General features: G+C 40.8%; 20 protein-coding genes. 13 read left to right on the top strand and 7 right to left on the bottom strand.

From position 1 onward, the window contains the following. Together OM33_RS05710 and OM33_RS05705 are read right to left on the bottom strand one after the other, a co-directional pair. Positions 1-831, bottom strand: coding sequence for a general secretion pathway protein GspB (locus tag OM33_RS05710; RefSeq protein WP_038639836.1), 831 nt, complete (start codon positions 829-831; stop codon positions 1-3). A gap of 12 nt (positions 832-843) precedes the next feature. After that, the gene (locus tag OM33_RS05705) at positions 844-1,758 is read right to left on the bottom strand and encodes an ExeA family protein (RefSeq protein ID WP_038639833.1); all 915 of its coding nucleotides are present in this window, start codon (positions 1,756-1,758) and stop codon (positions 844-846) included. Between the two features lie 102 nt (positions 1,759-1,860). Here OM33_RS05705 and OM33_RS05700 point away from each other — a divergent pair, with 102 nt between their 5' ends. Further along, positions 1,861-2,964: a tRNA nucleotidyltransferase gene (locus OM33_RS05700; RefSeq protein WP_038639831.1), complete on the top strand. Its 1,104-nt coding sequence runs from the start codon at positions 1,861-1,863 to the stop codon at positions 2,962-2,964. A gap of 35 nt (positions 2,965-2,999) precedes the next feature. On the opposite strand, the gene OM33_RS05695 is transcribed toward OM33_RS05700, so the two are convergent. From OM33_RS05695 to folB, 4 genes are all read right to left on the bottom strand, one after another. Beyond that, positions 3,000-6,257 carry a sensor histidine kinase gene (locus OM33_RS05695; RefSeq protein WP_199922515.1) on the bottom strand — a complete coding sequence of 1,086 codons (3,258 nt, stop codon included), beginning with the start codon at positions 6,255-6,257 and terminating at the stop codon, positions 3,000-3,002. A gap of 230 nt (positions 6,258-6,487) precedes the next feature. Next, on the bottom strand, positions 6,488-7,303 hold the full coding sequence (locus OM33_RS05690; RefSeq protein ID WP_038639825.1) for an undecaprenyl-diphosphate phosphatase: 816 nt from the start codon (positions 7,301-7,303) through the stop codon (positions 6,488-6,490). A gap of 5 nt (positions 7,304-7,308) precedes the next feature. After that, positions 7,309-7,788 (bottom strand): 2-amino-4-hydroxy-6-hydroxymethyldihydropteridine diphosphokinase, encoded by a 480-nt coding sequence (gene folK / locus OM33_RS05685; RefSeq protein ID WP_038639822.1) that lies wholly within the window; start codon positions 7,786-7,788, stop codon positions 7,309-7,311. Beyond that, entirely contained in the window at positions 7,788-8,147 is a 360-nt protein-coding gene (gene folB, locus OM33_RS05680) for a dihydroneopterin aldolase (RefSeq protein WP_038639819.1), read from the bottom strand. Before folB ends, folK begins: the two co-directional genes overlap by 1 nt. Before the next feature lie 135 nt (positions 8,148-8,282). Here folB and plsY point away from each other — a divergent pair, with 135 nt between their 5' ends. Then, entirely contained in the window at positions 8,283-8,873 is a 591-nt protein-coding gene (gene plsY / locus OM33_RS05675) for a glycerol-3-phosphate 1-O-acyltransferase PlsY (protein WP_038639816.1), read from the top strand. Positions 8,874-8,902: 29 nt separating this feature from the next. Here the strand turns inward: plsY and tsaD are convergent, their stop codons facing one another. Then, positions 8,903-9,931 (bottom strand): tRNA (adenosine(37)-N6)-threonylcarbamoyltransferase complex transferase subunit TsaD, encoded by a 1,029-nt coding sequence (gene tsaD / locus OM33_RS05670; RefSeq protein ID WP_038639813.1) that lies wholly within the window; start codon positions 9,929-9,931, stop codon positions 8,903-8,905. 257 nt (positions 9,932-10,188) lie between these two features. Between tsaD and rpsU the strand changes: the two genes are divergently transcribed. The 11 genes from rpsU (at position 10,189) to OM33_RS05615 (ending at position 23,952) form a co-directional block, all read left to right on the top strand. Beyond that, positions 10,189-10,404 (top strand): 30S ribosomal protein S21, encoded by a 216-nt coding sequence (gene rpsU / locus OM33_RS05665; protein WP_010362466.1) that lies wholly within the window; start codon positions 10,189-10,191, stop codon positions 10,402-10,404. Positions 10,405-10,423: 19 nt separating this feature from the next. Beyond that, the gene (locus tag OM33_RS05660) at positions 10,424-10,870 is read left to right on the top strand and encodes a GatB/YqeY domain-containing protein (protein WP_038639807.1); all 447 of its coding nucleotides are present in this window, start codon (positions 10,424-10,426) and stop codon (positions 10,868-10,870) included. Between the two features lie 178 nt (positions 10,871-11,048). Further along, on the top strand, positions 11,049-12,794 hold the full coding sequence (gene dnaG / locus OM33_RS05655; RefSeq protein WP_038639803.1) for a DNA primase: 1,746 nt from the start codon (positions 11,049-11,051) through the stop codon (positions 12,792-12,794). Positions 12,795-12,906: 112 nt separating this feature from the next. After that, a complete protein-coding gene (rpoD, locus tag OM33_RS05650; RefSeq protein WP_038639800.1) occupies positions 12,907-14,754 on the top strand; it encodes an RNA polymerase sigma factor RpoD in 1,848 nt (615 codons plus the stop codon). 59 nt (positions 14,755-14,813) lie between these two features. Further along, positions 14,814-15,692: a 50S ribosomal protein L11 methyltransferase gene (gene prmA / locus OM33_RS05645; RefSeq protein ID WP_038639797.1), complete on the top strand. Its 879-nt coding sequence runs from the start codon at positions 14,814-14,816 to the stop codon at positions 15,690-15,692. Between the two features lie 228 nt (positions 15,693-15,920). Continuing rightward, positions 15,921-16,892: a tRNA dihydrouridine synthase DusB gene (gene dusB, locus OM33_RS05640; protein WP_038639795.1), complete on the top strand. Its 972-nt coding sequence runs from the start codon at positions 15,921-15,923 to the stop codon at positions 16,890-16,892. Between the two features lie 18 nt (positions 16,893-16,910). Beyond that, a complete protein-coding gene (fis, locus tag OM33_RS05635; protein WP_010561030.1) occupies positions 16,911-17,201 on the top strand; it encodes a DNA-binding transcriptional regulator Fis in 291 nt (96 codons plus the stop codon). A gap of 250 nt (positions 17,202-17,451) precedes the next feature. After that, positions 17,452-19,038, top strand: coding sequence for a bifunctional phosphoribosylaminoimidazolecarboxamide formyltransferase/IMP cyclohydrolase (gene purH, locus OM33_RS05630; protein ID WP_038643068.1), 1,587 nt, complete (start codon positions 17,452-17,454; stop codon positions 19,036-19,038). Between the two features lie 100 nt (positions 19,039-19,138). Beyond that, the gene (locus tag OM33_RS05625; protein ID WP_038639790.1) at positions 19,139-19,957 is read left to right on the top strand and encodes a class I SAM-dependent methyltransferase; all 819 of its coding nucleotides are present in this window, start codon (positions 19,139-19,141) and stop codon (positions 19,955-19,957) included. Positions 19,958-19,971: 14 nt separating this feature from the next. Then, on the top strand, positions 19,972-21,261 hold the full coding sequence (gene purD / locus OM33_RS05620; protein WP_038639787.1) for a phosphoribosylamine--glycine ligase: 1,290 nt from the start codon (positions 19,972-19,974) through the stop codon (positions 21,259-21,261). A 159-nt stretch (positions 21,262-21,420) separates the two neighbouring features. Continuing rightward, positions 21,421-23,952: an EAL domain-containing protein gene (locus tag OM33_RS05615; RefSeq protein WP_038639785.1), complete on the top strand. Its 2,532-nt coding sequence runs from the start codon at positions 21,421-21,423 to the stop codon at positions 23,950-23,952. Positions 23,953-23,957: the final 5 nt, after the last annotated feature.

Below are 23,957 nucleotides of genomic sequence, written 5' to 3'. Positions count from 1 at the left end.
TTAGAACTGCCAGTCTTCCATTGAAGCTAAACTAAACTCCACCCCTTCAAACTGCATTAATGTTTGTTCTGCGGCAATTTCAATAATGTATACGCCATTGATGTTGTCGCCTACTTTCAGTTCGCGATCATTAATTTTAATCCAGCTACGGCTTGGCTCTGAAGCGAAAACATGCGCTTGATAGCGCATTGCAGGAATACGTACACGAAACGCCTCAGGTAAATTTTCAATGGGGGGCACTTTCGCTGAAGAAGAGGAAGCAGTAATCACATCTTGCTCAAGGGGCTCATTTTGCGCTTTTTCGAATGCTTCACTAAACGCATCAATGAGGGCATTGGTCTCTTCTCTTTGATTGTTCTGATAGCCAACGACTTTATAGTCTGATAAATCGACTTCATCACTTTCAGTAGCCACCTCGGCTACAGGTTGAGGTGGGTTATTAGTATCTGACTGTTGAATAGTTACATTTGGTTGAGCAGGAATTGACGAAACTGGCTGCGTATAGACAGGAACAGGAACCAACTGATACTGAATTTGCGGGTGTGTTTGGTTTGCAACAACAGTTTGAGGGACGGCTTGCTTCACAGACTGATTATCAGTTGCTGGCACAACTTGTTCTTGAGCTATATTTTCTTGTTTTTCAGGTTGCAGGCCTTTGCCAATAAAGAAGCCAACTGTAAGCGCTAATAAAACGCCCAGAAACAGCGCTAAGTTACGATAAAAACGTAGTTTCTGGTTTAGTACATACTCTTGTTGGTAATCACCTTGCATCGTGATCGCACCTTTACTTGCAGATTCGTTTTGCTTTAACGCATCGAGAATATAAGACATAAACACTTCTATTTATAAAATAAATGACAAACCAATGCCGATAAACAAGGCTAAAATTGCAAAGCAAGCATACATCCACATTGTATAATGGGCATTGTTTGTTGATGTTGCATTTGCTTCTAACGGTAAAATTTCTGTTGCAGCACTCGCAATCATGGTTTTATTGACCAAATTGCGACTATTTGCGAAAGCGCCCATCAAAGAACGCTCACATAGTAAATTGATTAGTCGCGGGATACCACCAGTAAGTTGGTGGATACGTTTTATCGCCGTATTTTCGAATAACATCTGATCACAACCAGCCACATGCAAACGGTGCTTAATGTAGGCAAACACCTCTGATTCGTTGAGTGGCATTAAGTGATAGCGCGCTGTAATGCGTTGTGCTAATTGCCTTAAATCATTTCGCTTTAAAAGCGTTTGTAATTCAGGCTGACCGACTAAAATAATTTGCAAAAGCTTGCGTTGATTGGTTTCTAAGTTGGTTAACAAGCGCAACTGCTCAAGTACAGCGCCACTTAAATGCTGTGCTTCGTCAATAATCAACATAGTGCGTTTATTTTGACTGTGATTCTTAAGCAGGCGATTTTTAATTTTATCCGTTAAGTTTTTCAGTGTGGCATCGGATTTTTTGTAACGAATACGCAGTTCATCACAAATGCTGGCTAATAACTCCAGTTCTGACAATGATGGATTAAGTACAAATGCTACTTGCGTATCGTCACCTAAACTTTCCAGCATACAGCGAGTCACGGTCGTTTTCCCTGTCCCCACTTCCCCCGTGAGAAGTACAAAGCCCCCAGCATCACCTAAACCATAGGTCAAATGCGCAAGTGCTTCTTTATGACGCTCACTAAGAAATAAATAATCTGGATTTGGAGCAATAGAGAACGGCTGATCTGTTAAACCAAAATAGTCTAAATACACGTGCTTACATAAACTGAATAAAAACTGAGCCTATCATACCAATTCACCACCGAATTCCAAATTATGATAACCTTTATCCATGATTCGTTTCGATTTATCCCGATGAAAGTATATTTAGTAGGTGGTGCTGTTCGCGATAAGCTACTTAAGCGCACCATCAAAGAATGTGATTATGTTGTTGTAGGAAGCACTCCTTCTGAGCTAATTTCTCTTGGTTACCAACAAGTTGGGAATGACTTCCCTGTTTTTTTACACCCGATAACAAAAGATGAATATGCCCTCGCCAGAACAGAACGCAAATCAGGGCAAGGTTACACTGGTTTTATTTGTGACTTTACGCCTACGGTTACACTAGAAGAAGACTTAGTGCGCCGCGACTTAACTGTCAACGCCATGGCTGAAGATGAAAACGGCAACATCATTGATCCCTTTAACGGTAAAGCCGACTTAGACAATAAGTTATTACGTCATGTTAGCGACGCTTTTTCTGAAGATCCGCTGCGTATTTTAAGAGTCGCACGTTTTGCCGCTCGCTACCATTATCTAGGATTCAGTATTGCAGCTGAAACCATGTTATTAATGCAAGAAATGGTTGCCCAAGGGGAAATAAACACTCTCACTAAAGAACGTATATGGCTGGAGATTGAAAAATCTTTAGAGGATGGTGCGATTAATGTATTCACCGATGTACTTGCTGAGATTAACGCGTTACCAATTATTTTGCCGCCACTGACAAATCATTGGTCAGCTCAACACAGCCAACAGCTAGCAATGCTTTTGACTAACCTAGATGGCGAAAACCAACAACTTATAGCCTTTTGTTTGTGGTTAAAAGAAATTAAGCCTACGGAAATAAAAGCATTGTCAGAAAGTTTACGTTTACCCAATAACTATATTGATGCACTCAATTTATTTACGACCTTTTACCCTACCTTTAAGCGTAATCTGGCAACCGAAGAACAGGTTCTTGCACTATTCAATCAAGCCGATGTTTGGCGCCGACCAGAGCGCCTAAACTTATTTATCGAAACTTTTTCAGTATTAAGTAAAGAGCATGCAGCTTTTGCAAAAAAACTGAAAAATGCGGCAAAGAAAGCCACAATGGTTGATGTGCAAGTCATCATAAAACAAGGTTTTAAAGGTGCGGAAATAAAACAACAGCTCGATATTGCAAGGCACACAGCAATAGCAGAAGAGTTTGCCTAACCGCATATTATAAAGGTAAGTGAAGCGAAAGCCGCTTACTCACTTGCCTTTAATTTAATCGTCACTGTCACGCCACCGAGTTCACTGTGCTCAGCAAAAATGTGCCCTTGATGACGCGTTATTAGATCTTTGCAAATTGCTAACCCCAAACCGGTGCCACCTTTATATAAGCCTTTATTATCTTCACTTTGATACATGCGCTGAAATATCGTTTCCAGTTCACAATTTGAAACTCCAGGCGAACTGTCTGACAAAGAAATAATACACATCCCTTCTTCTACATAAGCGGCTAATTCAATACGTGCTGGGGCTTTTGTATATCGAATACTGTTAGATAACAGGTTTGTAAGTACTTGCGTCAACCTTTTCTTATCCGCTTCAAGTGTTAAGTTTTCAGGTATGTCGATGCGAAAAGAAAAATGTCTCGCTTCACTTTGTCCGATACGAGTTTGCGCATCGTTGCACCATATTTCAAGCCAAGGTTTTACAAGCAGTGTTGTCAGATTCAGCGACAACTCCTGTAATTCAGCATTTGCCAACTGATCAATATCGGCAATTAAGGTATTAATATCAGCGATGCGGCGATGTAATACTTCATATGTTTTTTCATTATTATCAACAATGTTGTATTCAAGCCCTTCAACTTGCATTTTAAGTACACTCAGCGGTGTTCTTATTTCATGAGAGACTTCTGCTAGTAACTGTTTCTTTCGTGCCAACAAGGCTTCTGAAAACTCAGCGCGATCTTTAATTCGTTGCTGCTTTCTCATTGCTTCAAACTGCCACTTTATAATCAAATAAATACTCATGATTAATAAACACAAAAATAGCGTATATGCCCACCAGGTTTGCCACCATGGTGGTAATAAATCAAAGCGGTAGCTAATTGGCTGACCTATTTGATCACCATTGATTGCTCTTATTTGAAATTCATAACTTGCAGGGCGCAAATTATTGTAGGTCACTTGATCTAATATTGTAGGCTCACTCCAAGTTTCGCTACTCCCTTTTAAGCGCGTTTGATACATAATGCGCTCAGGTGAAGCCCAATCACTGTGTGCATATTTCAAGGTAATTTGAACCGTATCTGGTGAAAACTCTGCTGCGGCATCCTGGTCTTCGATATCCGACAAGTAATAGTATTTACCATCCTCGCCAAGTGAATATACTTCAAGAATACGACTTGCCAAACGTGACTTTAAATTGATTTTATCTGGGTTGAAATAAGTTAAACCGTTGGCCGAACCCCAATAGATATTTTCTGCTGTGATAACAGCGCTATTTAAGGTTGAATCTACAGCCAGATACCCATTATCGTAGGTAAATGGTATTGCAATGGGCGTTTTTGCATTATTAAACAATGACTCAATTGCAACACGGTTTAACCCCCCTTCAGTACCAACCCAAAGATAGTCTTTATGGGCTTTCAATGCCATAACAATACTACTTGCAAGGCCATTTTCAGTACCAATTAACTGGCCTTGCCAGGTCTTATTTTGCTCATTAAGCACGAAAATCCCATTTCGTGTACCAATATATAGGTAAGTGCCATCATCTTCTAAACTGTATGCCCAATTACTTGAAAGGCCGTCTTTTTCTGTAAAGCGATAGACGTGCTGTTCAGTTAAATAATATGTACCTCCCCCATTAGTAACAAACCAAATACGGTTTTTAGTATCAGTAATTACACTGATAACGTACTGTTCATTTTCTAGGTTTAGCTTTTCAAGGTGATTCTGGCAGCTGCGATATACCCCGTTGGACGACGCAAAATAAATACAGCCATTTGGTGCCTCAATTACTTTATGAATAATATTGGCCGTTAAACCTTGTTCTTTACCGATATGAGTAACGCCACTTGCACCAAAAACCACTATTCCTTGGCGTGTACCCACCCAAATACGGCCTGTTTTATCTTGTAAAATCGAATGGATATAAGGGTTATTAAGAGACTCTTCTAATTCATACCACTGTCCACCGGCGCGTATTTGAATTCCCCCGCCGTATTCGCCAAGCCATAACTGATTATTGATGCTAGATAACGCACTGACACGTTCATTTTTAATCCCGCTGCGCTTGTTTAATAATGAGAAACCATGTTCTTTAACCCGATTTATCCCATTACTATAGGATGACACCCATATATGCCCTTGGTCATCTTTCATCAACCCACGAATGTGGTCTGCACTCATACCATTACTTTTATTAAAGCGGTATGCTGACTCACTTTGAATTTTAAAAACACCTTTACTATCATCACCAACCCACAATGCGCTATTTTCTTCGTCAAACAATAATGCTGTTATATTCGGCGCTTTAATACCAACAAGTTTAGCCACAGTGTCATTATCTAAGTTTACGCGGCATACCCCCTTGCCTTTTACTGCAAAGGTGACTTTTTGCTTTTCACTTGTAAGTGAGGTAACCGCTCCTTGACACGCTTGGTCGCGTATTGAGAATTGCGTAATACGGTTGTTAGCTAATGAAAATAACCCATTATTTGATGCTAGCCACAACGATTGCGAAAATGCCATAAGGCGGTTTAATTGGCTATTCGAAAAAACACTAACAACTGAGACCTCGCCGTTTTCATAGCGATACATATCTTTATCAGTAATGAAAAATATCGCCTGATTAAAAACAGCAATATCATTTATCTTATCTGAAAATGGTTGACCATTAATGTGAAGAGTACGAAATACCTTGCCATCAAAACTATTTACCCCCTTATCAGTCGCAAACAACAACTCTCCCTTTAGTCCTGCGGCTATTCGCCAAACTCGGTTATTACTCAGCCCATGTGTTTTTTTAAAGCACCGAAATGAATTAGCCGTATATTGGCAAGCGCCTTCGCCATTTGTCGCCAACCATAGTACCCCTTTCGCATCCTGAAAGGTTTGATAAACCGTACCTGTTGGTAAACCTTGTCGCATGGAGAAGTGTCGAATATCAGATAGCGTATCTAGCTCATATTGTAATGGCTTAACAGTTTGCCATTTCGGCATTACGCTTTGCTTTTCAACAACCTTAAAATGCGCTTTAGATACATTTTTTTGCGCAAAACTTTTTTGTTCTACAACCGCATCATTTAATAATTGCCATTTAATAGGGAGAGCAGCATCCAAGTTTACATGGTGTGATTTTTTAAGTTTGGGATGGCCTGTTGGCAAATTCAACATAGCGATATCTTGCCAAACAATTGGTTGTACTTGTTTCGCTGTTAATTGCGAAAATTGATTTTTCTTAATCTCTGGCGTTGCGCTTAAATAATAAGAGACAACAAGAAACAGCATAGTGCTTAGCAGACGCAAATTAATTGTACCCATAGTTAAAACAAATCTAAATTATCAAGTTATGTTAACCAAATGAAGTAGTTATATAGATAAAAGCTGACTAACTTAGATAAAATTTTTTTGATTTGAAGGCATAGTTCGAATCACAGATTGGCATATTACTAATTGTAAAAAAAAGGCTAAGAATCGCTTCTTAGCCTAGTGTTAATATCAAATTCAATGTGAGCAATTTAAGCGCTGATATAGCCAAATCCAATAAGGGCAAATAAACCAACACCTAAAATTAGTCGGTAAATAACAAATGGCAACATGCCCATACGCTCAATAAACTTTAAGAATAAGAAAATGCAGGTATAAGCTGAAACAAACGACAATACAGTACCTAAAATCAATGCATTCCAGTCAACCGCTGTGTTATCTAAAATCAGCTTAATGATCATCACCAAGCCTAAGCCACCAATTACTGGAATAGACATCAAAAACGAAAAACGCGCAGCACTTTTTTTATCAAGCCCCAATAATAAACCGGCAGTAATGGTTATGCCTGAACGAGATGTCCCTGGAATTAATGCAACCGCTTGAGCAAGACCAATAAGTAACGCTGCTTTCCATTTAATATCGAATATATTCTTGTTTTCTTTTGCTTTGATATCGGCATACCAAAGCGCTAAACCAAACACTATGGTCGTAGTAGCAATCACCGCTGCACCACGTGTGTTAGCCTCAATAAAATCTTTCGCAAGACCTGCAACTAACCCCGCAGGGATCGTAGCTAAAATAATGTACCAGCCTAGCTTGCTTTCCGCTGTATGACCTTTGCCAGCACATGACTTAAACCATGCAGATAAAATTTCTACGACATCTTTACGAAAATAAATAAGTACAGCAAACAAGGTACCCACATGCACTGCAATATCAAACGCTTGTCCCTGATCTTCCCAACCTAGTAGCTGGCTTGGTAAAATAAGATGGCCTGAACTGGAAATAGGCAAAAATTCTGTCAGTCCCTGGATTACTGCCAGTACGATAATTTCAATCAGTCCCATTTAAGTTATATCTCCACTTTCCATAATTTTTGTTTGGTTTTATCGTATTCGTGCCAAAGCTGGCCTACTGTTTTATTTTCTTCGGGGTGTGCAAACTCACTGGCAACTTCTGCTAAAGGCCATAGTACAAAGGCATTCTTGGTAATTTCATCACGCGGTAATTGTGCTGGAGTGTCACAAATAACATCATCGAAAAATAGTAGATCTAGATCGAGCGTGCGCGGACTAAATTTTTTATCAGAAGGTGTTCGACCATGCTCTTGCTCAATTCTTTTTAGCAAGGCACACACTTCAGCAAGAGGGAGTTCTGTAGTCGCTGCGGCAACTAAGTTATAAAAGTTATTACCTTCAAAGCCAACGGATTCACTCTCAAAAATACTCGAATAAATTACGTTATCAAAATGCATTGGTATTATTGCCAATGCGGCTTTGATGTAGTGCTCTTTATCAACATTAGAGCCAATACTAATAAATATTTGAGCCATCAGCTTTGCTTTTTGCGCATAATTTCAATGCCCACTGTTTGTGCTTCAAGCACAGCCTGTGGTTTTGATATTCTCAATATGACTTGCGAAACGGCAAATTCACTTAAAATAATCGTCGCTAATTGCTCAGCCAGCGTCTCTAATAGCTCAACTTGTGTTGCTTCACAATGAGCAATAATACGCGCAGATACTTTAGCGTAATCAACCACATCATCAACATTATCTGATTGCGCAGCCTTGGCAAAGTCGGTCAACATGTCCACATCAAAAAACAATGGCTGCTTCGCTTGTTTTTCAAAATCAAACACACCAATAATCGTATTGACCTGTAATTGACGGATAAAAACCTTATCTTGCACCCGTATTCACCCCGAATATACTGTGGTCGGATACCAATCAGAGAAAAAAATAGGTACTCTTATGGGTAAATCCGCTAAAACTTAATTAGCGGCAGATGATAGCCTATATTTGCTAAAGAAAAAATAAGGAACACTGTGTTAGCAAGCTTAATGATTGTCTTTGCCTATCTGTTTGGCTCTATTTCTTCTGCAGTGCTCATAAGCAAACTGTTTCGCTTACCCGATCCTAGAACCGCTGGTTCTAATAATCCTGGCGCAACCAATGTGTATCGTATTGGTGGAAAAACGCCAGCGGTACTGGTACTCGTTTTTGACATTTTTAAAGGCACAATCCCAGTTTATGGTGCTTATTTCTTAAAAATTGAGCCCTTGTACCTTGGCTTTATTGCAATCGCAGCTTGTCTTGGCCACATCTACCCAATCTTTTTTGGCTTTAAAGGTGGTAAAGCCGTTGCTACAGCCTTTGGCAGTTTACTGCCAATTGGATTTACCCTTGCAGGTTTATTAATTGTGACTTGGGCGGGGTTAATTTGGTTAACAGGCTACTCTTCGCTAGCTGCCATTATTACAGTGAGCCTCGCTCCCCTTTTCACGTGGTTTATTAAACCTTTATATGTACTACCCGTAACCATGCTCGCAGCACTGATTGTATTTCGCCATCGTGCCAATATTGTGCGCTTGCTGCAAGGCACTGAACCAAAAGTAAAACAAAAAAAAGCCGAATAAATTCGGCTTTTTTGATGCTTAAGTCGTTTTTAAATCGCTTCAAGCTCATCCAATGGCCAACGCGGTTTAGCGCGCATATCCATTGGTGCATATTGTTTTGCTTTTAAACGCTGCATTCCAGCATAGGCAATCATTGCACCATTATCAGTACAAAACTCAGTGCGCGGGTAATAAACACGCCCTTGCATACCTGTCATCACTTTTTGCAAAGTCTCGCGTAAATACACGTTCGCACTTACACCGCCAGCAATCACTAAACGCTTAATATTATGTTCTTTTAATGCTCTCTTGCACTTGATTACTAAGGTATCAATAACCGCTGTTTGAAACGCATGGGCAATATTAGCTTTCACCTGTTCTGAAATTTCACCATTTTCATCTTTTTCACTATTAATGGTATTGGCAGCAAATGTTTTTAACCCACTAAAGCTCATATCAAGACCTGGTCTGTCAGTCATTGGGCGCGGGAAACGATACACTTCTGGCTCACCTTTTTCTGCAAGTTTTGCAAGTAGAGGGCCACCTGGGTAATCAAGACCTAGCAATTTAGCTGTTTTATCAAACGCTTCGCCTGCTGCATCATCAATTGATTCGCCTAAGATTGTGTATTGCCCAATACCATCAACCTTAACGATCATACTGTGGCCACCTGAAACCAATAACGCGATAAATGGAAATTCAGGTACATCCTCATCAAGCATAGGTGCAAGTAAGTGCCCTTCCATGTGATGAACAGCAACAGCGGGAACATTCCAGCCATAGGCGAGTGAGCGACCAATAGATGAACCTACTAGTAGGGCTCCTACCAAACCAGGCCCTGCCGTATAAGCAACACCATCTAAATCTTCTGGTCCACAATCAGCTTGTTTAAATGCATCTTCTATTAAAGGAATCGTTTTGCGTACATGGTCACGCGATGCCAGCTCGGGGACGACACCACCATAATCAGCATGTACTTTAACTTGAGAATACAACTGATGCGCCAATAAACCTTGTTCATCGTCATAAATAGCGATCCCCGTCTCATCACATGACGATTCAATACCCAAAATACGCAACTTTCTCTCCTAAAATGATAATTAAAGCTCGTTCAATTAAGCCAAGATGCCGATTTTACAAGCTTTAAGATTTTTTGTCAGCTTTTTACCATCTTTGGTATAATTATTCTTTACATTGCGTGGTGCTTCAGATTACAATGCCGCACCATTTTTGAACTAGTCGGTTAAATCTTAACCGAGGTGAGTGGCACTAGCTAAAGTTTTAGCTAATAAAACTCATTTAAGTAGAAACATATTACTAAGTAGGTGATTTTTTAATGCCAGTTATTAAAGTTAGAGAAAACGAGCCGTTTGACGTTGCTCTTCGCCGTTTTAAGCGTTCATGTGAAAAAGCAGGTATCCTTTCAGAAGTTCGTCGTCGCGAGCACTATGAAAAGCCAACAGCTGAGCGTAAGCGCAAAAAAGCAGCTGCGGTAAAGCGTCACATGAAGAAGCTTTCTCGCGAAAACGCTCGTCGCGTAAAACTTTACTAATCTAGATTAGGTCTTGTAAATGAGCCTTTTAGCACAACTTAAAGATGCACAAAAAGATGCAATGCGCGCTAAAGACAAACTACGTCTTGGTGCAATTCGTATGGTTTTGGCAGCGATTAAGCAAAAAGAAATCGACGAACAAGTAACTTTAGGCGACGCGGAAATCACGTCAATTCTAGTTAAACTTGTCAAGCAACGTAAAGATTCTGAATCTCAGTATCGCGATGCTGGCCGCGAGGACTTAGCTGAAGTTGAAGCTAACGAAATTAAAGAATTGGAAGCGTTTTTACCAAAACCGCTTACAGAAGAAGAGATTCTAACTTTAATCGATGAATGTATCGCTGCAAGTGGTGCATCAGGCATGCAAGATATGGGTAAAGTGATGGGCTTGCTTAAAGCGAAAGCTGAAGGTCGCGCAGATATGGGCAAACTTTCAGGTTTAATTAAGCAAAAACTGAGTGCTTAACTCAAAGTTTTAAAGGCTGACTTTCTCAAGTCAATAACTGCTGGCCTTAACAGCTTTAGAAACCGAGCTTATGCTCGGTTTCTTCATTTCTGAGCCATTATAACGTCTAGCATAAGCATGCATTTTTGGGTATGCTACGTCTCTACCTCACACCACAAGAAACATTTTACAACTGACCATGGCCGGAAAAATCCCTCGTAGCTTTATAGACGATCTATTAGCCAGAACCGATATTGTTGATCTTATCGATGGTAAAGTAGGATTAAAAAAAGCAGGCAAGGACTATCAGGCATGTTGTCCTTTCCACAATGAGAAATCACCGTCTTTTACGGTCTCACAAGATAAGCAGTTTTATCACTGTTTTGGTTGTGGTGCACATGGCAATGCAATTTCATTTATGATGGAATTTGAAAAACTCGAGTTTGTTGATGCCATTGAAGAACTTGCTGGCATGCTCAACCTTGATGTTCCTCGCGAAAATGCTTCTAATCAAGGGCCACAAGTCAGTACTGAGCAAAAACGTTCAGATTATGAATTAATGATGCATGTAGCCAAGTTCTATCAGCATCAATTAAAACACCATGCTAAATCATCTCAAGTAATCGAATACTTAAAAGGCCGCGGTCTTTCTGGTGAAACGGCAAAACAGTTTATGATTGGCTACGCCCCCAGTGAATGGGATAGCGTTTGTAAAACCTTCGCTAAAAACCAAGACAGCAAAAAGCAATTACTCGAACTAAAACTCGCCAGTGAGAAAACAGCAGGACGCCAATTTGACTTTTTCCGCGACCGTTTAATGTTTCCAATTCGTGATAAACGTGGACGCGTTATCGCCTTTGGTGGACGAGTGATGAATAGCGATGACAATGGCCCAAAATATCTGAACTCGCCTGAAACTCGCATTTTTCATAAGGGCTTTGAACTTTATGGTTTGTATGAAGCAAAACAAGCCAACAAAAAGCTTGATCAAATCCTAGTAGTTGAAGGCTATATGGATGTAGTGGCATTAGCTGAAAAAGGCATTAACTACGCTGTTGCAGCGCTTGGTACAGCAACTACACCAGAACATATTCATACTTTATTTAGAACAACAGACCGCATAATTTGTTGTTACGATGGCGATCGTGCCGGTCGAGATGCTGCGTGGCGCGCACTGGAAAACGCACTGCCCTATTTAAATCACGGAAAGGCGCTAGAATTTGTCTTTTTACCTGACGGTGAAGACCCAGACTCATTAGTGCAAAAAGAAGGCCGTGAAGCATTTGAATTGCGTTATGATGATGCAACTGATTTTTCTGCGTATTTATTTGATCGCCTCGCTCAAGAAATTAACCTCACTACCGATGCTGGCAAATCAAAATTACTACAACAAGCGCTGCCCTTAATTGAAAAAGTGCCCAGTGACTTTTATCAAGAGAACTTATTAGAAAAATTAGCACGTTTAATTGGTCGCACCCGAGCGCAGTTACAGAAAAAAATAAACACCCCCAAACAGCAACAGGGTCTTGCTAAGAAGTTCAAAGTTACCCCTATGCGTAGAGCCATTGGCCTACTTTTACAGCATCCAGAACTTGCCACTGAAGTGCCTTTTCAACCGGAGCTTGGCCAAATGGATGTGCCTGGCATTAAGCTCTTTATTCAGCTGCAACAAAGCGCATTAAACAAACAAATAACAACCGCACAACTTTTAGAGCAATTTAGAGAAACGCCTGAATATGCCCCATTAGCTAAGCTCGCAACTTGGCAGCATCAAGTTAATAGTGAGTCATTAGTCGGTGAATTTAAAAGTACTTTTAATTTTATTGAAGATCAGTGTTTAAATTTGCGTCTTGAATCCCTATTAATTAAGGAGAAAACGCAAGGATTAAGCAAAGCTGAAAAACAAGAATATTCATTGCTAACACTTGCGTTAAAAGGCAAATAACTGCTAGCGAGATTCAACCTTTAGTGTTATAATCGCCTATTCACTGCGTCTTGTATCAAGTTGTTTAAGGCGCCCGTTGTATCAACTTATCAGAGTGGAAGAGAATACCTCTATGGAGCAAACTCCTCAGTCACAGCTAAAACTCCTCATTCAAAAAGGTAAAGAGCAAGGTTACCTTACATTTGCCGAAGTTAACGACCACCTTCCACAAGACATCATAGATTCGGAACAAGTTGAAGACATTATCGGCATGATCAACGACATGGGTATTCAGGTTGTAGAAAATGCACCTGATGCCGATGAGCTTATGATGCAAGAAACAACTACCGATGAAGATGCTGCAGAAGCAGCAGCGGCAGCACTTGCAACGGTAGAAAAAGAAATCGGTCGCACTACAGACCCGGTGCGCATGTATATGCGTGAAATGGGTACTGTTGAACTACTTACGCGTGAAGGCGAAATCGACATCGCTAAGCGTATTGAAGACGGTATCAACCAAGTACAAGTATCTGTTGCTGAATATCCAGAAGCAATCAACTATTTACTTGAGCAGTGGGACAACTATCTTGCTGAAGATGTTCGCCTCAGTGACATTATTAGCGGCTTCTACGATCCAGACGCAGATGAAACCATGATCTCTGCAACGCACATCGGTTCTGAGCTATCAGAAGATCAACTGGATGATGAAGATTCAGATCTTGAAAGCGATGATGACGATGAGGACGAGGAAGAAGCAGATACAGGTCCTTGCCCAGAAGAAGCTGCAGAAAATTTTGAAAAATTGCGTGATCTATACAATAAAGCGCGTGCAATTTTTGAAGAAAAAGGCCGCTCTCACCCAGATGCAGTCGCAATTATTGCTGAAATCGGTGAGCACTTCCGCACATTCAAACTAATGCCCAAGCAATTTGACCGCATGGTTAAAAATATGCGTGACATGATGGATCGTATCCGTGTTCAGGAACGCATCATCATGAAGCAAGTTGTTCAAATTGCGAAAATGCCAAAGAAAACCTTTGTTAAAAACTTTGCAAACAACGAAACCGATGCTGCTTGGTTAGACAAAGAAATCGCTGCAGGCGAGCTTTACTCGAATAAACTTGCAGAAGTTAAACCTGAAGTTGAACGTTGTATCAACAAGCTTCGTCTTATGGAAGAAAGCACAGGCCTTAACCTAGAACGCATTAAAGATATCAACCGTCGTATGTCAATCGGTGAAGCAAAAGCTCGCCGCGCGAAAAAAGAGATGGTTGAAGCAAACTTACGTCTTGTAATTTCAATTGCGAAGAAATACACCAACCGTGGTTTACAATTCTTGGACTTAATCCAAGAAGGTAACATTGGTCTTATGAAAGCAGTTGATAAGTTTGAATACCGCCGCGGTTATAAGTTCTCAACTTATGCTACATGGTGGATCCGTCAGGCAATTACACGTTCAATTGCTGACCAAGCGCGTACAATCCGTATTCCTGTGCACATGATTGAAACGATTAACAAACTAAATCGTATTTCACGTCAAATGTTACAAGAAATGGGTCGTGAGCCATCGCCTGAAGAACTCGCAGAGCGCATGGTAATGCCGGAAGATAAAATCCGTAAAGTACTGAAAATTGCAAAAGAGCCAATTTCAATGGAGACGCCAATCGGTGACGATGAAGATTCGCACTTAGGTGATTTCATTGAGGATAGCACCATTGAATCGCCGGTTGATTCGGCAACAATGGAAAGCCTCAAAAATGCAACGCATGATGTACTTGCAGGTCTTACAGCGCGTGAAGCAAAAGTACTTCGTATGCGTTTCGGTATCGACATGAATACTGACCATACACTAGAAGAAGTAGGTAAACAGTTTGACGTAACCCGTGAGCGTATTCGTCAAATCGAAGCAAAAGCACTTCGCAAGCTTCGTCACCCTTCTCGTTCAGACTTACTGAAAAGCTTCTTAGACTTTAAAGGCTAAGTAAACAGTTACACTAAAAGGCCGCACATTGCGGCCTTTTTTCTTATAGGATAAATACTATGGCGTGGGTACAAATCCGCATAAATAGCACCAAAGAAAATGCTGAACTCATTAGCGATGAGCTGATGGAGCTAGGCTGCCCTTCAGTTACTTTCGTTGATGCAAAAGACACCCCAATTTACGAACCTAAACTGGGTGAGGTAACCCTTTGGGCAGACACGACCGTGATCGGTTTATTTGATGCCAGCGTTGATATGCAAGCTATTACTGATCAACTTGCGACATTACCCGCTCTGCAAGAACAATTCGTTTTTAAAGTTGAGCAACTTGAAGACAAAGACTGGGAACGCGAGTGGATGGATAATTTCCACCCGATTCAATTTGGTGAGAGATTGTGGATTTGCCCGAGTTGGCGTGACATTCCCGATCCTAATGCAGTAAATGTATTACTTGATCCAGGCCTTGCATTTGGTACCGGTACTCACAACACCACAGCATTATGCTTACGTTGGTTAGACAGCTTAGATCTAACAGGTAAAACAGTGGTCGATTTTGGTTGTGGCTCAGGCATTTTAGGTATTGCTGCACTAAAACTGGGGGCAGAACGTGTAATTGGTATCGATATTGATCCACAAGCATTAGAAGCCAGTCGTGATAATGCAGAGCGTAACGGTGTGGCCGATTTACTTGAAGTATACCTACCTGAAGATCAACCGGAATTTGAAGCCGATATCTTGGTTGCTAATATTTTGGCTCAGCCTCTTAGAGAGTTACACCAAGTTATTCTGGGTTTACTTAAATCAGGTGGTCAATTTGCACTGTCAGGAATTCTTGAAGAGCAAGTTGCTTCGGTAGAAGATATCTACAGCCAATACGCTAACCTTGAAACCAGTCTGCAAGATGGTGAATGGATGCGTGTTGCAGGTCAAAAACACTAAGAAGTCTTTGACACGTCTTCCTTTAAAATCCTTAGCTCAAGCCCTCTTGAGTTAAGGATTTGTTATTTTTGCTAACAAAAATCTTCCATTTTTTTCCTTCTATAGCCAGTTACAAAAAGTCAATATCAAAAGTTTAAAAAAAAACCACTTTTGTATAAATAATAGGCTTTGATTTTTGCAAAAAAAACCGTAAACTTAGCGCCCCTTGATTGGTGACCCAGATTTATTGTGCAGATAGGCCCTTATCAGTTAGAAAATAACTTAATGGTTGCTCCTATGGCTGGAGTAACAGATAGACCGTTTAGACAGCTATGCCGTCGACTCGGTGCAGGTCTTGCTGTATCTGAAATGTTGTCATCCAATCCTAAGGTTTGGAAAACCGAAAAATCAATGTCTCGTATGGATCACTCCGGCGAGTCTGGTATTCGCAGTGTGCAAATTGCAGGTGCTGACCCACAACTGATGGCGGAAGCAGCCCAATTTAATGTCAAAAATGGCGCACAAATTGTGGATATCAATATGGGTTGTCCAGCAAAAAAAGTGAATAAAAAGCTCGCAGGCTCTGCCCTTTTGCAGTACCCCGAACTCGTTACTGACATCGTTAAAGCTGTAGTAAATGCAGTTGATGTGCCAGTGACGTTAAAAATCCGTACAGGGTGGGATACTGATAATCGAAATGGTGTAGAGATTGCGCGCATCGCTGAACAAAATGGGATTCAGTCGCTGGCGGTTCATGGCCGTACACGTTCTTGTATGTACAAGGGTGAAGCTGAATACCAAACAATTAAGGACATTAAGAGTTCAGTCTCCATTCCTGTCGTAGCGAACGGTGATATTACATCGCCACAAAAAGCAAAACAGGTTTTGGAATATACGGGCGCAGATGCTTTGATGATAGGCCGTGCAGCACAAGGTCGCCCTTGGATTTTTAGGGAGATAAACCATTATCTCACCACTGGAGAATTACTACCGGAGCCAGCTTTGGACGAGGTACAGAGTATTCTTATGGAACACTTGGTAAATCTTCACGCATTTTATGGTGATGTAATGGGTGTGCGAATAGCGCGTAAGCATGTCTCATGGTATTTGCAGGCTCATGACCGTGAAGGTCAATTTAGGCGAGTATTTAACGCTATCGACGCTCAGCAAGAGCAAATTGATACGTTAGAAAAGTACTTTGAAACACTAGCAGATAATTAACAAAGAGTAAGAAAGACGATGTTCGAACAAAACGTGACTTCTCCATTTATTACTAACGCACACGTTCAGTCTCAAGAGAAACCACAGCCATTACGCGATGCTTGTAAAAAAGCAGTTCACAACTACTTAAAGCAACTTAATGGTCAAGATGTACAAGATGTTTACGAGCTAGTTCTTTCAGAACTTGAAGCGCCGTTACTTGAAGAAGTAATGACCTACACTCGCGGTAACCAAACTCGCGCAGCAATCTTACTAGGTATCAACCGCGGTACACTTCGTAAGAAGCTTAAAAAGTACGGCATGAACTAATTAGCACCTAACGGTGCAATAAAAAGCACCCTTGGGAATCCTCGGGTGCTTTTTTGTTTTTCTAACCCCGAAAAACACACTAAATTAAATTCACGTTCAAATTTAATTTAGGTAAAGACCAGCGCTACAGATCTTGTTTATAAAAGCGACAAATGGTCGTCGAGTTATAAGCAAAAGTAAGTTAAAATATTCGTTTAAATTAAGTGTTTTCTCGCACTATCAATCAAATTTTGAGGTAATCAAAACTACCATGGATACATTACGTCCAATTCGTCGCGCGTTATTAAGCGTTTCAGACAAAACCGGTATTGTAGAATTTGCTCGCGCGCTTTCTGAGAAAGGCGTTGAACTGCTTTCAACTGGAGGTACATGTAAGCTGCTTGCAGACAACGGCATCGCAGTAACAGAAGTATCTGACCACACAGGTCACCCTGAGATCATGGATGGTCGTGTAAAGACATTACACCCAAAAATCCACGGTGGTATTTTAGCGCGCCGCGGTACAGACGAAGGTGTAATGGAAGCAAACAACATTTCTGCAATCGACATGGTAGTTGTTAATCTATACCCATTTGCACAAACTGTTGCAAAAGAAGGTTGCTCACTGGAAGACGCGATTGAAAACATCGATATCGGTGGTCCAACAATGGTGCGTGCTGCTGCTAAAAACAACAAAGACGTAACCATTATTGTAAACGCAGGCGACTACGACCGTGTTATTGCTGAAATGAATGCAAACGATGGCGCAACAACGTATGAAACGCGTTTTGACCTAGCAATTGCTGCATTTGAGCATACTGCACAGTACGATGGTATGATTGCTAGCTACTTCGGTAAAATGGTTCCTGATTACACTGAAGAAGCTGCTGTTGAAACTAAATTCCCACGCACAATCAATTTCCAATTCACTAAAAAGCAAGATATGCGCTACGGTGAAAACTCACACCAAGATGCCGCATTCTATGTTGAAAACAACATTGAAGAAGCGTCTGTTGCAACGGCAAAACAGTTACAAGGCAAAGCCCTTTCGTACAATAACATTGCAGACACCGACGCAGCGCTTGAGTGTGTAAAAGAATTCGACGCACCTGCATGTGTAATCGTTAAACACGCAAACCCATGTGGCGTGTCAATTGGTGACAACATTCTTGACGCATACGACCGCGCCTTCAAAACTGACCCTACATCAGCGTTTGGCGGCATCATTGCATTTAACCGCGAACTCGATGCAGACACAGCTGAAGCAATTGTTTCACGTCAATTTGTTGAAGTAATTATTGCGCCAAGCGTATCTGACGCAGCAGCACAAATTGTATCAGCGAAACAAAATGTACGTTTACTTGAGTGTGGTCAGTGGAATACCCAAACTACTGGCGTTGACATCAAGCGTGTTAACGGTGGCATCTTAGTGCAAGACCGTGACCAAGGCATGGTTGATATGGGCGACCTACGCGTAGTATCTAAAAAACAACCAACTGAACAAGAATTAAAAGACTTAATGTTCTGCTGGAAAGTAGCTAAGTTTGTTAAATCAAACGCAATTGTTTATGCAAAAGACGGCATGACAATTGGTGTAGGCGCAGGTCAAATGAGCCGCGTTTACTCAGCAAAAATCGCTGGTATTAAAGCCGCTGATGAAAACCTAGAAGTAGCTGGCTCAGTCATGGCATCAGATGCTTTCTTCCCATTCCGTGATGGCATCGATGCAGCAGCAGAAGCCGGTATTACTGCAGTGATTCAACCGGGTGGCTCAATGCGCGATGAAGAAGTTATCGCTGCCGCAGACGAGCACGGCATGGCAATGGTATTTACTGGCATGCGTCATTTCCGCCATTAATATTTGCTTGCAAACTTGTTAGTGCGAGCTCTTTGTTCGCTCGCACTAAACTGTTAACTTTGCTATATGTTGCTTAATAAAAATAAAAACTAGGAAGAAAATGAAACTCACAGTAAAAGCCATCGTAACTGCCCTGTCGCTTACTTTAGCTGGATGTGCATCGACCGATATCGATACATTGCTTACCAAAACTGCAACTGCTGATAACCGCTCAAGCGAAAATAAAGCACGTGATCAGTACCGTCACCCGAAAGAAACTTTGGCATTTTTTGGCCTTCAGCCAAATATGACAGTTGTTGAAATTTGGCCTGGCGGCGGTTGGTATACTGAAATTTTGGCACCTGTGTTAAAACGTGACGGCCAATATTTTGCAGCTCATTTTCCTTCTGACTCAGAAGTAAAATATTACCAACGTTCTCTTAACCAATTTCAAGATAAATTGGCTAACGATAGTTTATACGAGAATGTCACACTTTCTGAGTTTTACCCAGGCACACACCATAATATCGCGCCAGCAGGCAGTGCTGATATGGTGCTCACATTCCGCAATTTACATAACTGGTATATGCAAAAAGACATTGAGGGTATCAATGAAGCCTTTAAAGCGTTTTTTACTGCTCTTAAGCCTGGCGGCGTGCTAGGTGTAGTAGATCACCGTCTACCAGAAAACCGTGATAGCGCCAAAGCGAAACGCTCTGGTTATGTAAAGCAAAGCTGGGTGATTGAACACGCGGAAAAAGCAGGATTTATTTTAGAAGCTGTTAGCGAAGTTAACGCCAATCCATTAGACACAGCCGATCATGAAAAAGGTGTTTGGACCTTACCTCCGCGTTTAGCACTTGGTGAAAAAGATATCACCAAATATAAAGCGATTGGTGAAAGTGATCGTATGACATTAAAGTTTAGAAAACCTGAATAGGTAAAGGAATTCCAATGAATGTATTAGTAATTGGTAGTGGTGGTCGCGAGCACGCATTGGCGTTTAAAGCGGCACAATCAGCAAAAGTTGAAAAAGTATTTGTTGCTCCAGGCAATGCAGGCACAGCCCTTGAGCCTAAGCTTGAAAATGTAGCAATTGGCGTTGAAGACATTGCAGCACTTGTTAGCTTCGCAAAAGAAAATAATGTTGAGTTAACGATTGTTGGTCCTGAAGCCCCGCTTGTTATTGGTGTCGTTGATAAATTCCGTGAAGAAGGTTTAGCGATTTTTGGCCCAACAGCGGCTGCGGCGCAACTTGAAGGTTCAAAGTCATTCACTAAAGATTTCTTAGCACGTCATAAAATCCCAACAGCGGATTATCAAACGTTTGAACAAATCGACCCAGCACTTGCATACCTTAAAGAAAAAGGCGCGCCAATTGTTGTTAAAGCTGATGGCTTAGCAGCAGGTAAAGGTGTGATTGTTGCTATGACAGAGCAAGAAGCAGAAGACGCTATTCGCGACATGCTTGCTGGCAATGCGTTTGGCGACGCAGGTAGCCGTGTTGTTATTGAAGAGTTCTTAGAAGGTGAAGAAGCGTCATTTATCGTAATGGTAGATGGTGAAAACGTACTTCCGTTTGCTACTTCTCAAGATCATAAACGTGCTTATAACGAAGATAAAGGACCGAATACAGGTGGTATGGGTGCATATTCACCAGCTCCAGTGGTTACCGCTGAAATCCACCAGCGCATAATGGACGAAGTAATCTACCCAACTGTAAAAGGCATGAGTGATGAAGGTCACCCTTACACAGGTTTCTTATACGCAGGTTTAATGATTACTGCTGATGGCACACCGAAAGTAATTGAATATAACTGCCGTTTTGGCGATCCTGAAACACAACCAATTATGCTTCGCTTGCAGTCAGGTTTAGTTGAGTTAATTGAAGCGGCTAACCGTGTTGAACTTGATAAAACTGATATTCAGTTTGATTCACGAGCAGCTGTAGGTGTTGTACTAGCGGCAGCAGGCTACCCAGGTTCTTACCCTAAGGGTGATGCTATCTCAGGTTTACGCGTTGATTATGCTGAAGGTACAAAAGTATTCCATGCAGGCACCAAGCAAGATGGTGACAATGTTGTAACCGCAGGTGGTCGCGTATTATGTGCAACAGCACTTGGAAACACAGTAACTGAAGCACAGCAAAACGCTTATAAACTGGTTGATGAAATCAATTGGCAAGGTGTTGAGTTCCGCACCGATATCGCTTATCGCGCTATTGCGCGCGAAAATAATAGCTAAGCGTTATTATTAATCACTTTTAAAATCAACCTACCTCATGTAGGTTGATTTTTTTTGCCTCTTAATAAATATAAAACCAGTGCTAAATTAGTATTATAGGCTACCTATTTCGTCGTTTTTCATCTAACCTTTAGAAGCCGCTAAATATCAAGGAAGTTCATGAACCAGTTAAAGTCTGTCTATTTATTTATTGCTTGCATGCTGTTTGCGGCCCTAGCTTTAATAATAGCGTCTTTAGTTTTCAATATTGGCGATCCAACTACTAACTCTATCGAACGTACCCACGCCATTTATTTAAAACCATCCTATTGGGTTGATGAACAAAGTACCGCGAGTTTAACTGACGCGTTGGAGCAAGATTTCCAAAATGCTGAAATAACCAAAATCCCATGGCAATTTGGCAACCAAACCTACTGGCTTAAAGTAAGCGTTACCAATCGTACAGAGTTTATCGAGAATCTGACTGCGCATTTTGATAATCCGATGCTTGATCAGCTTGAAGTATGGCTACTCGATGCAGAAAATAATATTGTTAAACATAAACAACTTGGCGATACCTTGCCGAACCTTAATATCCATGAGCAGGCATTTCCACACTTTAGTTTTCAACTCAATGCAAAGGACAGCAATGTTTTAGTTGCACGCATCAAAACCACGGGGATTTCTAAAACACCGTTAACCATTTATCAAAGCGACAACTTTAATGATGTGAAAAAGTTTAGTTTCTTAATATGGGGACTTTTCATTGGCGTCACCGTGATGATTGCTCTCTACAATATGATCTTATTCATCAGTATTCGAGAAACTGTTTATTTAGCGTATATTGGTTATATCCTTTCAACCTTGATGATGATGGGCTCAGTACTTGGCTTTGGTTATTATATTTGGCCAACACCAATGCAAAATTGGTTACAAGTTTATGTTGTGTCTACTAATTTTAGTGTCGCAATCTGCGCGCTTATTTTTGGCTCGTTATTTTTACGCTATGCCTCAATTAAAACAAAACTAAATACCCTTATAAAAGCCACCTTAGCAATTTTACTAATAGGTGCATTTAGCAGCTTTTTATTACCCGAATACTACGCAGCTCCGGTCTTTTTCGTGTGTATGGTGCCTCTTTATATAACAATTTTACTGATTGTATTTAATCGCTTACTCACCGACTTTGTTTGGGCTAAATATTACTTTTTTTCGTGGTTACCACTGATTATTAGTGGAGCAATACAACCCCTTGTGCTCGTGGGTGTATTTGAACACACCTTCCTCACGCGCCATGCCTTTTTAATTGGTGTTCTACTCGAAGTATTGCTTATGGCAATGGCTCTTGCGGATAAGTTTTCGCACCAGCAACGAGAGAGCTATTTCAAAGCAACCCATGACTCGAGTTCTCAGCTACCAAATGAAACCTTATATAAGTACAAAATTACTCAACTGCTTGAGCAACAACATAACTTTATCGCCTGCTTTATTGAATTGAAAAACTTTGGGCAATTCATACCTTATATGCCTCCAAAAGCTAAAAAAGATTTAGTTAACCAGGTCTATGCGTCACTGCAGCCTGTTTTAATGAATCAATCACAAATCATTATGATTGAGGAGCAAGGTCTAAATACGGTTAAACTTGCCTACTTAAGAGATGGAGTATTTGCGCTGCTGGTGAATCATGGTACCAATCGCGAATCACTTAATAAGTTATTACTTAACTTGCAAGCTCATATTCCTACCTCATTATTAATTGATGGCATTTTACTTAACCTATCAAGTCATATTGCCACCTGCTCGAGTATTTATTGCAATCAGCGAAGCGGTTTATTGCTGCGAAAAACTTGGCAAACCTTATTTCAAGCAAAGCAAGAAGGCGTTTCACTACTGCATTATAAAAAAGAAAGCGGTGATGATATTGGTCAACAATTTAATCTTGCTTCTGAGCTACACAGTGCAATCGAACAAAAGCAATTAGTGCTTAGCTATACTCCGGTTTATCACGTTAAGAATAAAAAACTAATTTCAATTACTTGCCAATTCTCATGGCCACATCCAGAGTTTGGCGAGATTACACAGCAAGAAATAATTAAGCTTGCGATTGATACAGGACTCAATGTACAACTTAATCGCTGGTTATTCTCTGAGTTATTTAAAACTATCAACACATTAAAAGAGAACCACTTCAACGGTCAGTTTTCACTGACCTTGTCACTTAATCAATTAAATCATAGTGGTTTTATTAGCTGGCTATCAGAGCAAGTAACCCATTTTGACACCGATAATATCACCCTTTATACCCAACATCCGGCACTTGATGAGCAAAACCAAATGCAAGAAACATTGCAAAAGCTGCTCGACCTTGGTTTTAATTTTGGTTTAGATAATTTCCATGGCGACCTCGACCGGTTATTTGAAGCCCGAGAATGCGGTTTTAGTGATGTGCGCATCGGCCATTTATTTACTAAAAGTAATATTCAAGGCCATAAGCTAACGCTTCTATTAAGCGCCATGGTCGATGTGGCTAAAGGACTTGATTTAACGGTTACCGCCATCAGTGTAGATAACCAAGAGTTCGCAGATATTGTAAATCAATGTCAGTGTGACTTTATGCAAGGTGAACTGCTTGCACCTACCATGAACTATCGAATTCTTAACTCATTTTTACTAGCACAACAATCTCGCATTGGTAATCTCAGCGAGCTTTGATAGGA

Origin of the sequence: Pseudoalteromonas piratica (assembly GCF_000788395.1) — a bacterium.
Lineage (GTDB): Bacteria > Pseudomonadota > Gammaproteobacteria > Enterobacterales > Alteromonadaceae > Pseudoalteromonas > Pseudoalteromonas piratica.
Note: the sequence above shows the minus strand (reverse complement) of the source record. Positions and strands in the feature narration are given on the sequence as shown.

Bases quoted from the DNA above. Each gene is read 5' to 3' on its own strand.
- OM33_RS05710 (WP_038639836.1), bottom strand. From the start codon at position 831: ATGTCTTATATTCTCGATGCGTTAAAGCAAAACGAATCTGCAAGTAAA.
- OM33_RS05700 (WP_038639831.1), top strand. From the start codon at position 1,861: ATGAAAGTATATTTAGTAGGTGGTGCTGTTCGCGATAAGCTACTTAAG.
- OM33_RS05695 (WP_199922515.1), bottom strand. From the start codon at position 6,257: ATGCTGTTTCTTGTTGTCTCTTATTATTTAAGCGCAACGCCAGAGATT.
- OM33_RS05690 (WP_038639825.1), bottom strand. From the start codon at position 7,303: ATGGGACTGATTGAAATTATCGTACTGGCAGTAATCCAGGGACTGACA.
- folK (WP_038639822.1), bottom strand. From the start codon at position 7,788: ATGGCTCAAATATTTATTAGTATTGGCTCTAATGTTGATAAAGAGCAC.
- rpsU (WP_010362466.1), top strand. From the start codon at position 10,189: ATGCCAGTTATTAAAGTTAGAGAAAACGAGCCGTTTGACGTTGCTCTT.
- OM33_RS05660 (WP_038639807.1), top strand. From the start codon at position 10,424: ATGAGCCTTTTAGCACAACTTAAAGATGCACAAAAAGATGCAATGCGC.
- dnaG (WP_038639803.1), top strand. From the start codon at position 11,049: ATGGCCGGAAAAATCCCTCGTAGCTTTATAGACGATCTATTAGCCAGA.
- rpoD (WP_038639800.1), top strand. From the start codon at position 12,907: ATGGAGCAAACTCCTCAGTCACAGCTAAAACTCCTCATTCAAAAAGGT.
- prmA (WP_038639797.1), top strand. From the start codon at position 14,814: ATGGCGTGGGTACAAATCCGCATAAATAGCACCAAAGAAAATGCTGAA.
- fis (WP_010561030.1), top strand. From the start codon at position 16,911: ATGTTCGAACAAAACGTGACTTCTCCATTTATTACTAACGCACACGTT.
- purH (WP_038643068.1), top strand. From the start codon at position 17,452: ATGGATACATTACGTCCAATTCGTCGCGCGTTATTAAGCGTTTCAGAC.
- OM33_RS05625 (WP_038639790.1), top strand. From the start codon at position 19,139: ATGAAACTCACAGTAAAAGCCATCGTAACTGCCCTGTCGCTTACTTTA.
- purD (WP_038639787.1), top strand. From the start codon at position 19,972: ATGAATGTATTAGTAATTGGTAGTGGTGGTCGCGAGCACGCATTGGCG.
- OM33_RS05615 (WP_038639785.1), top strand. From the start codon at position 21,421: ATGAACCAGTTAAAGTCTGTCTATTTATTTATTGCTTGCATGCTGTTT.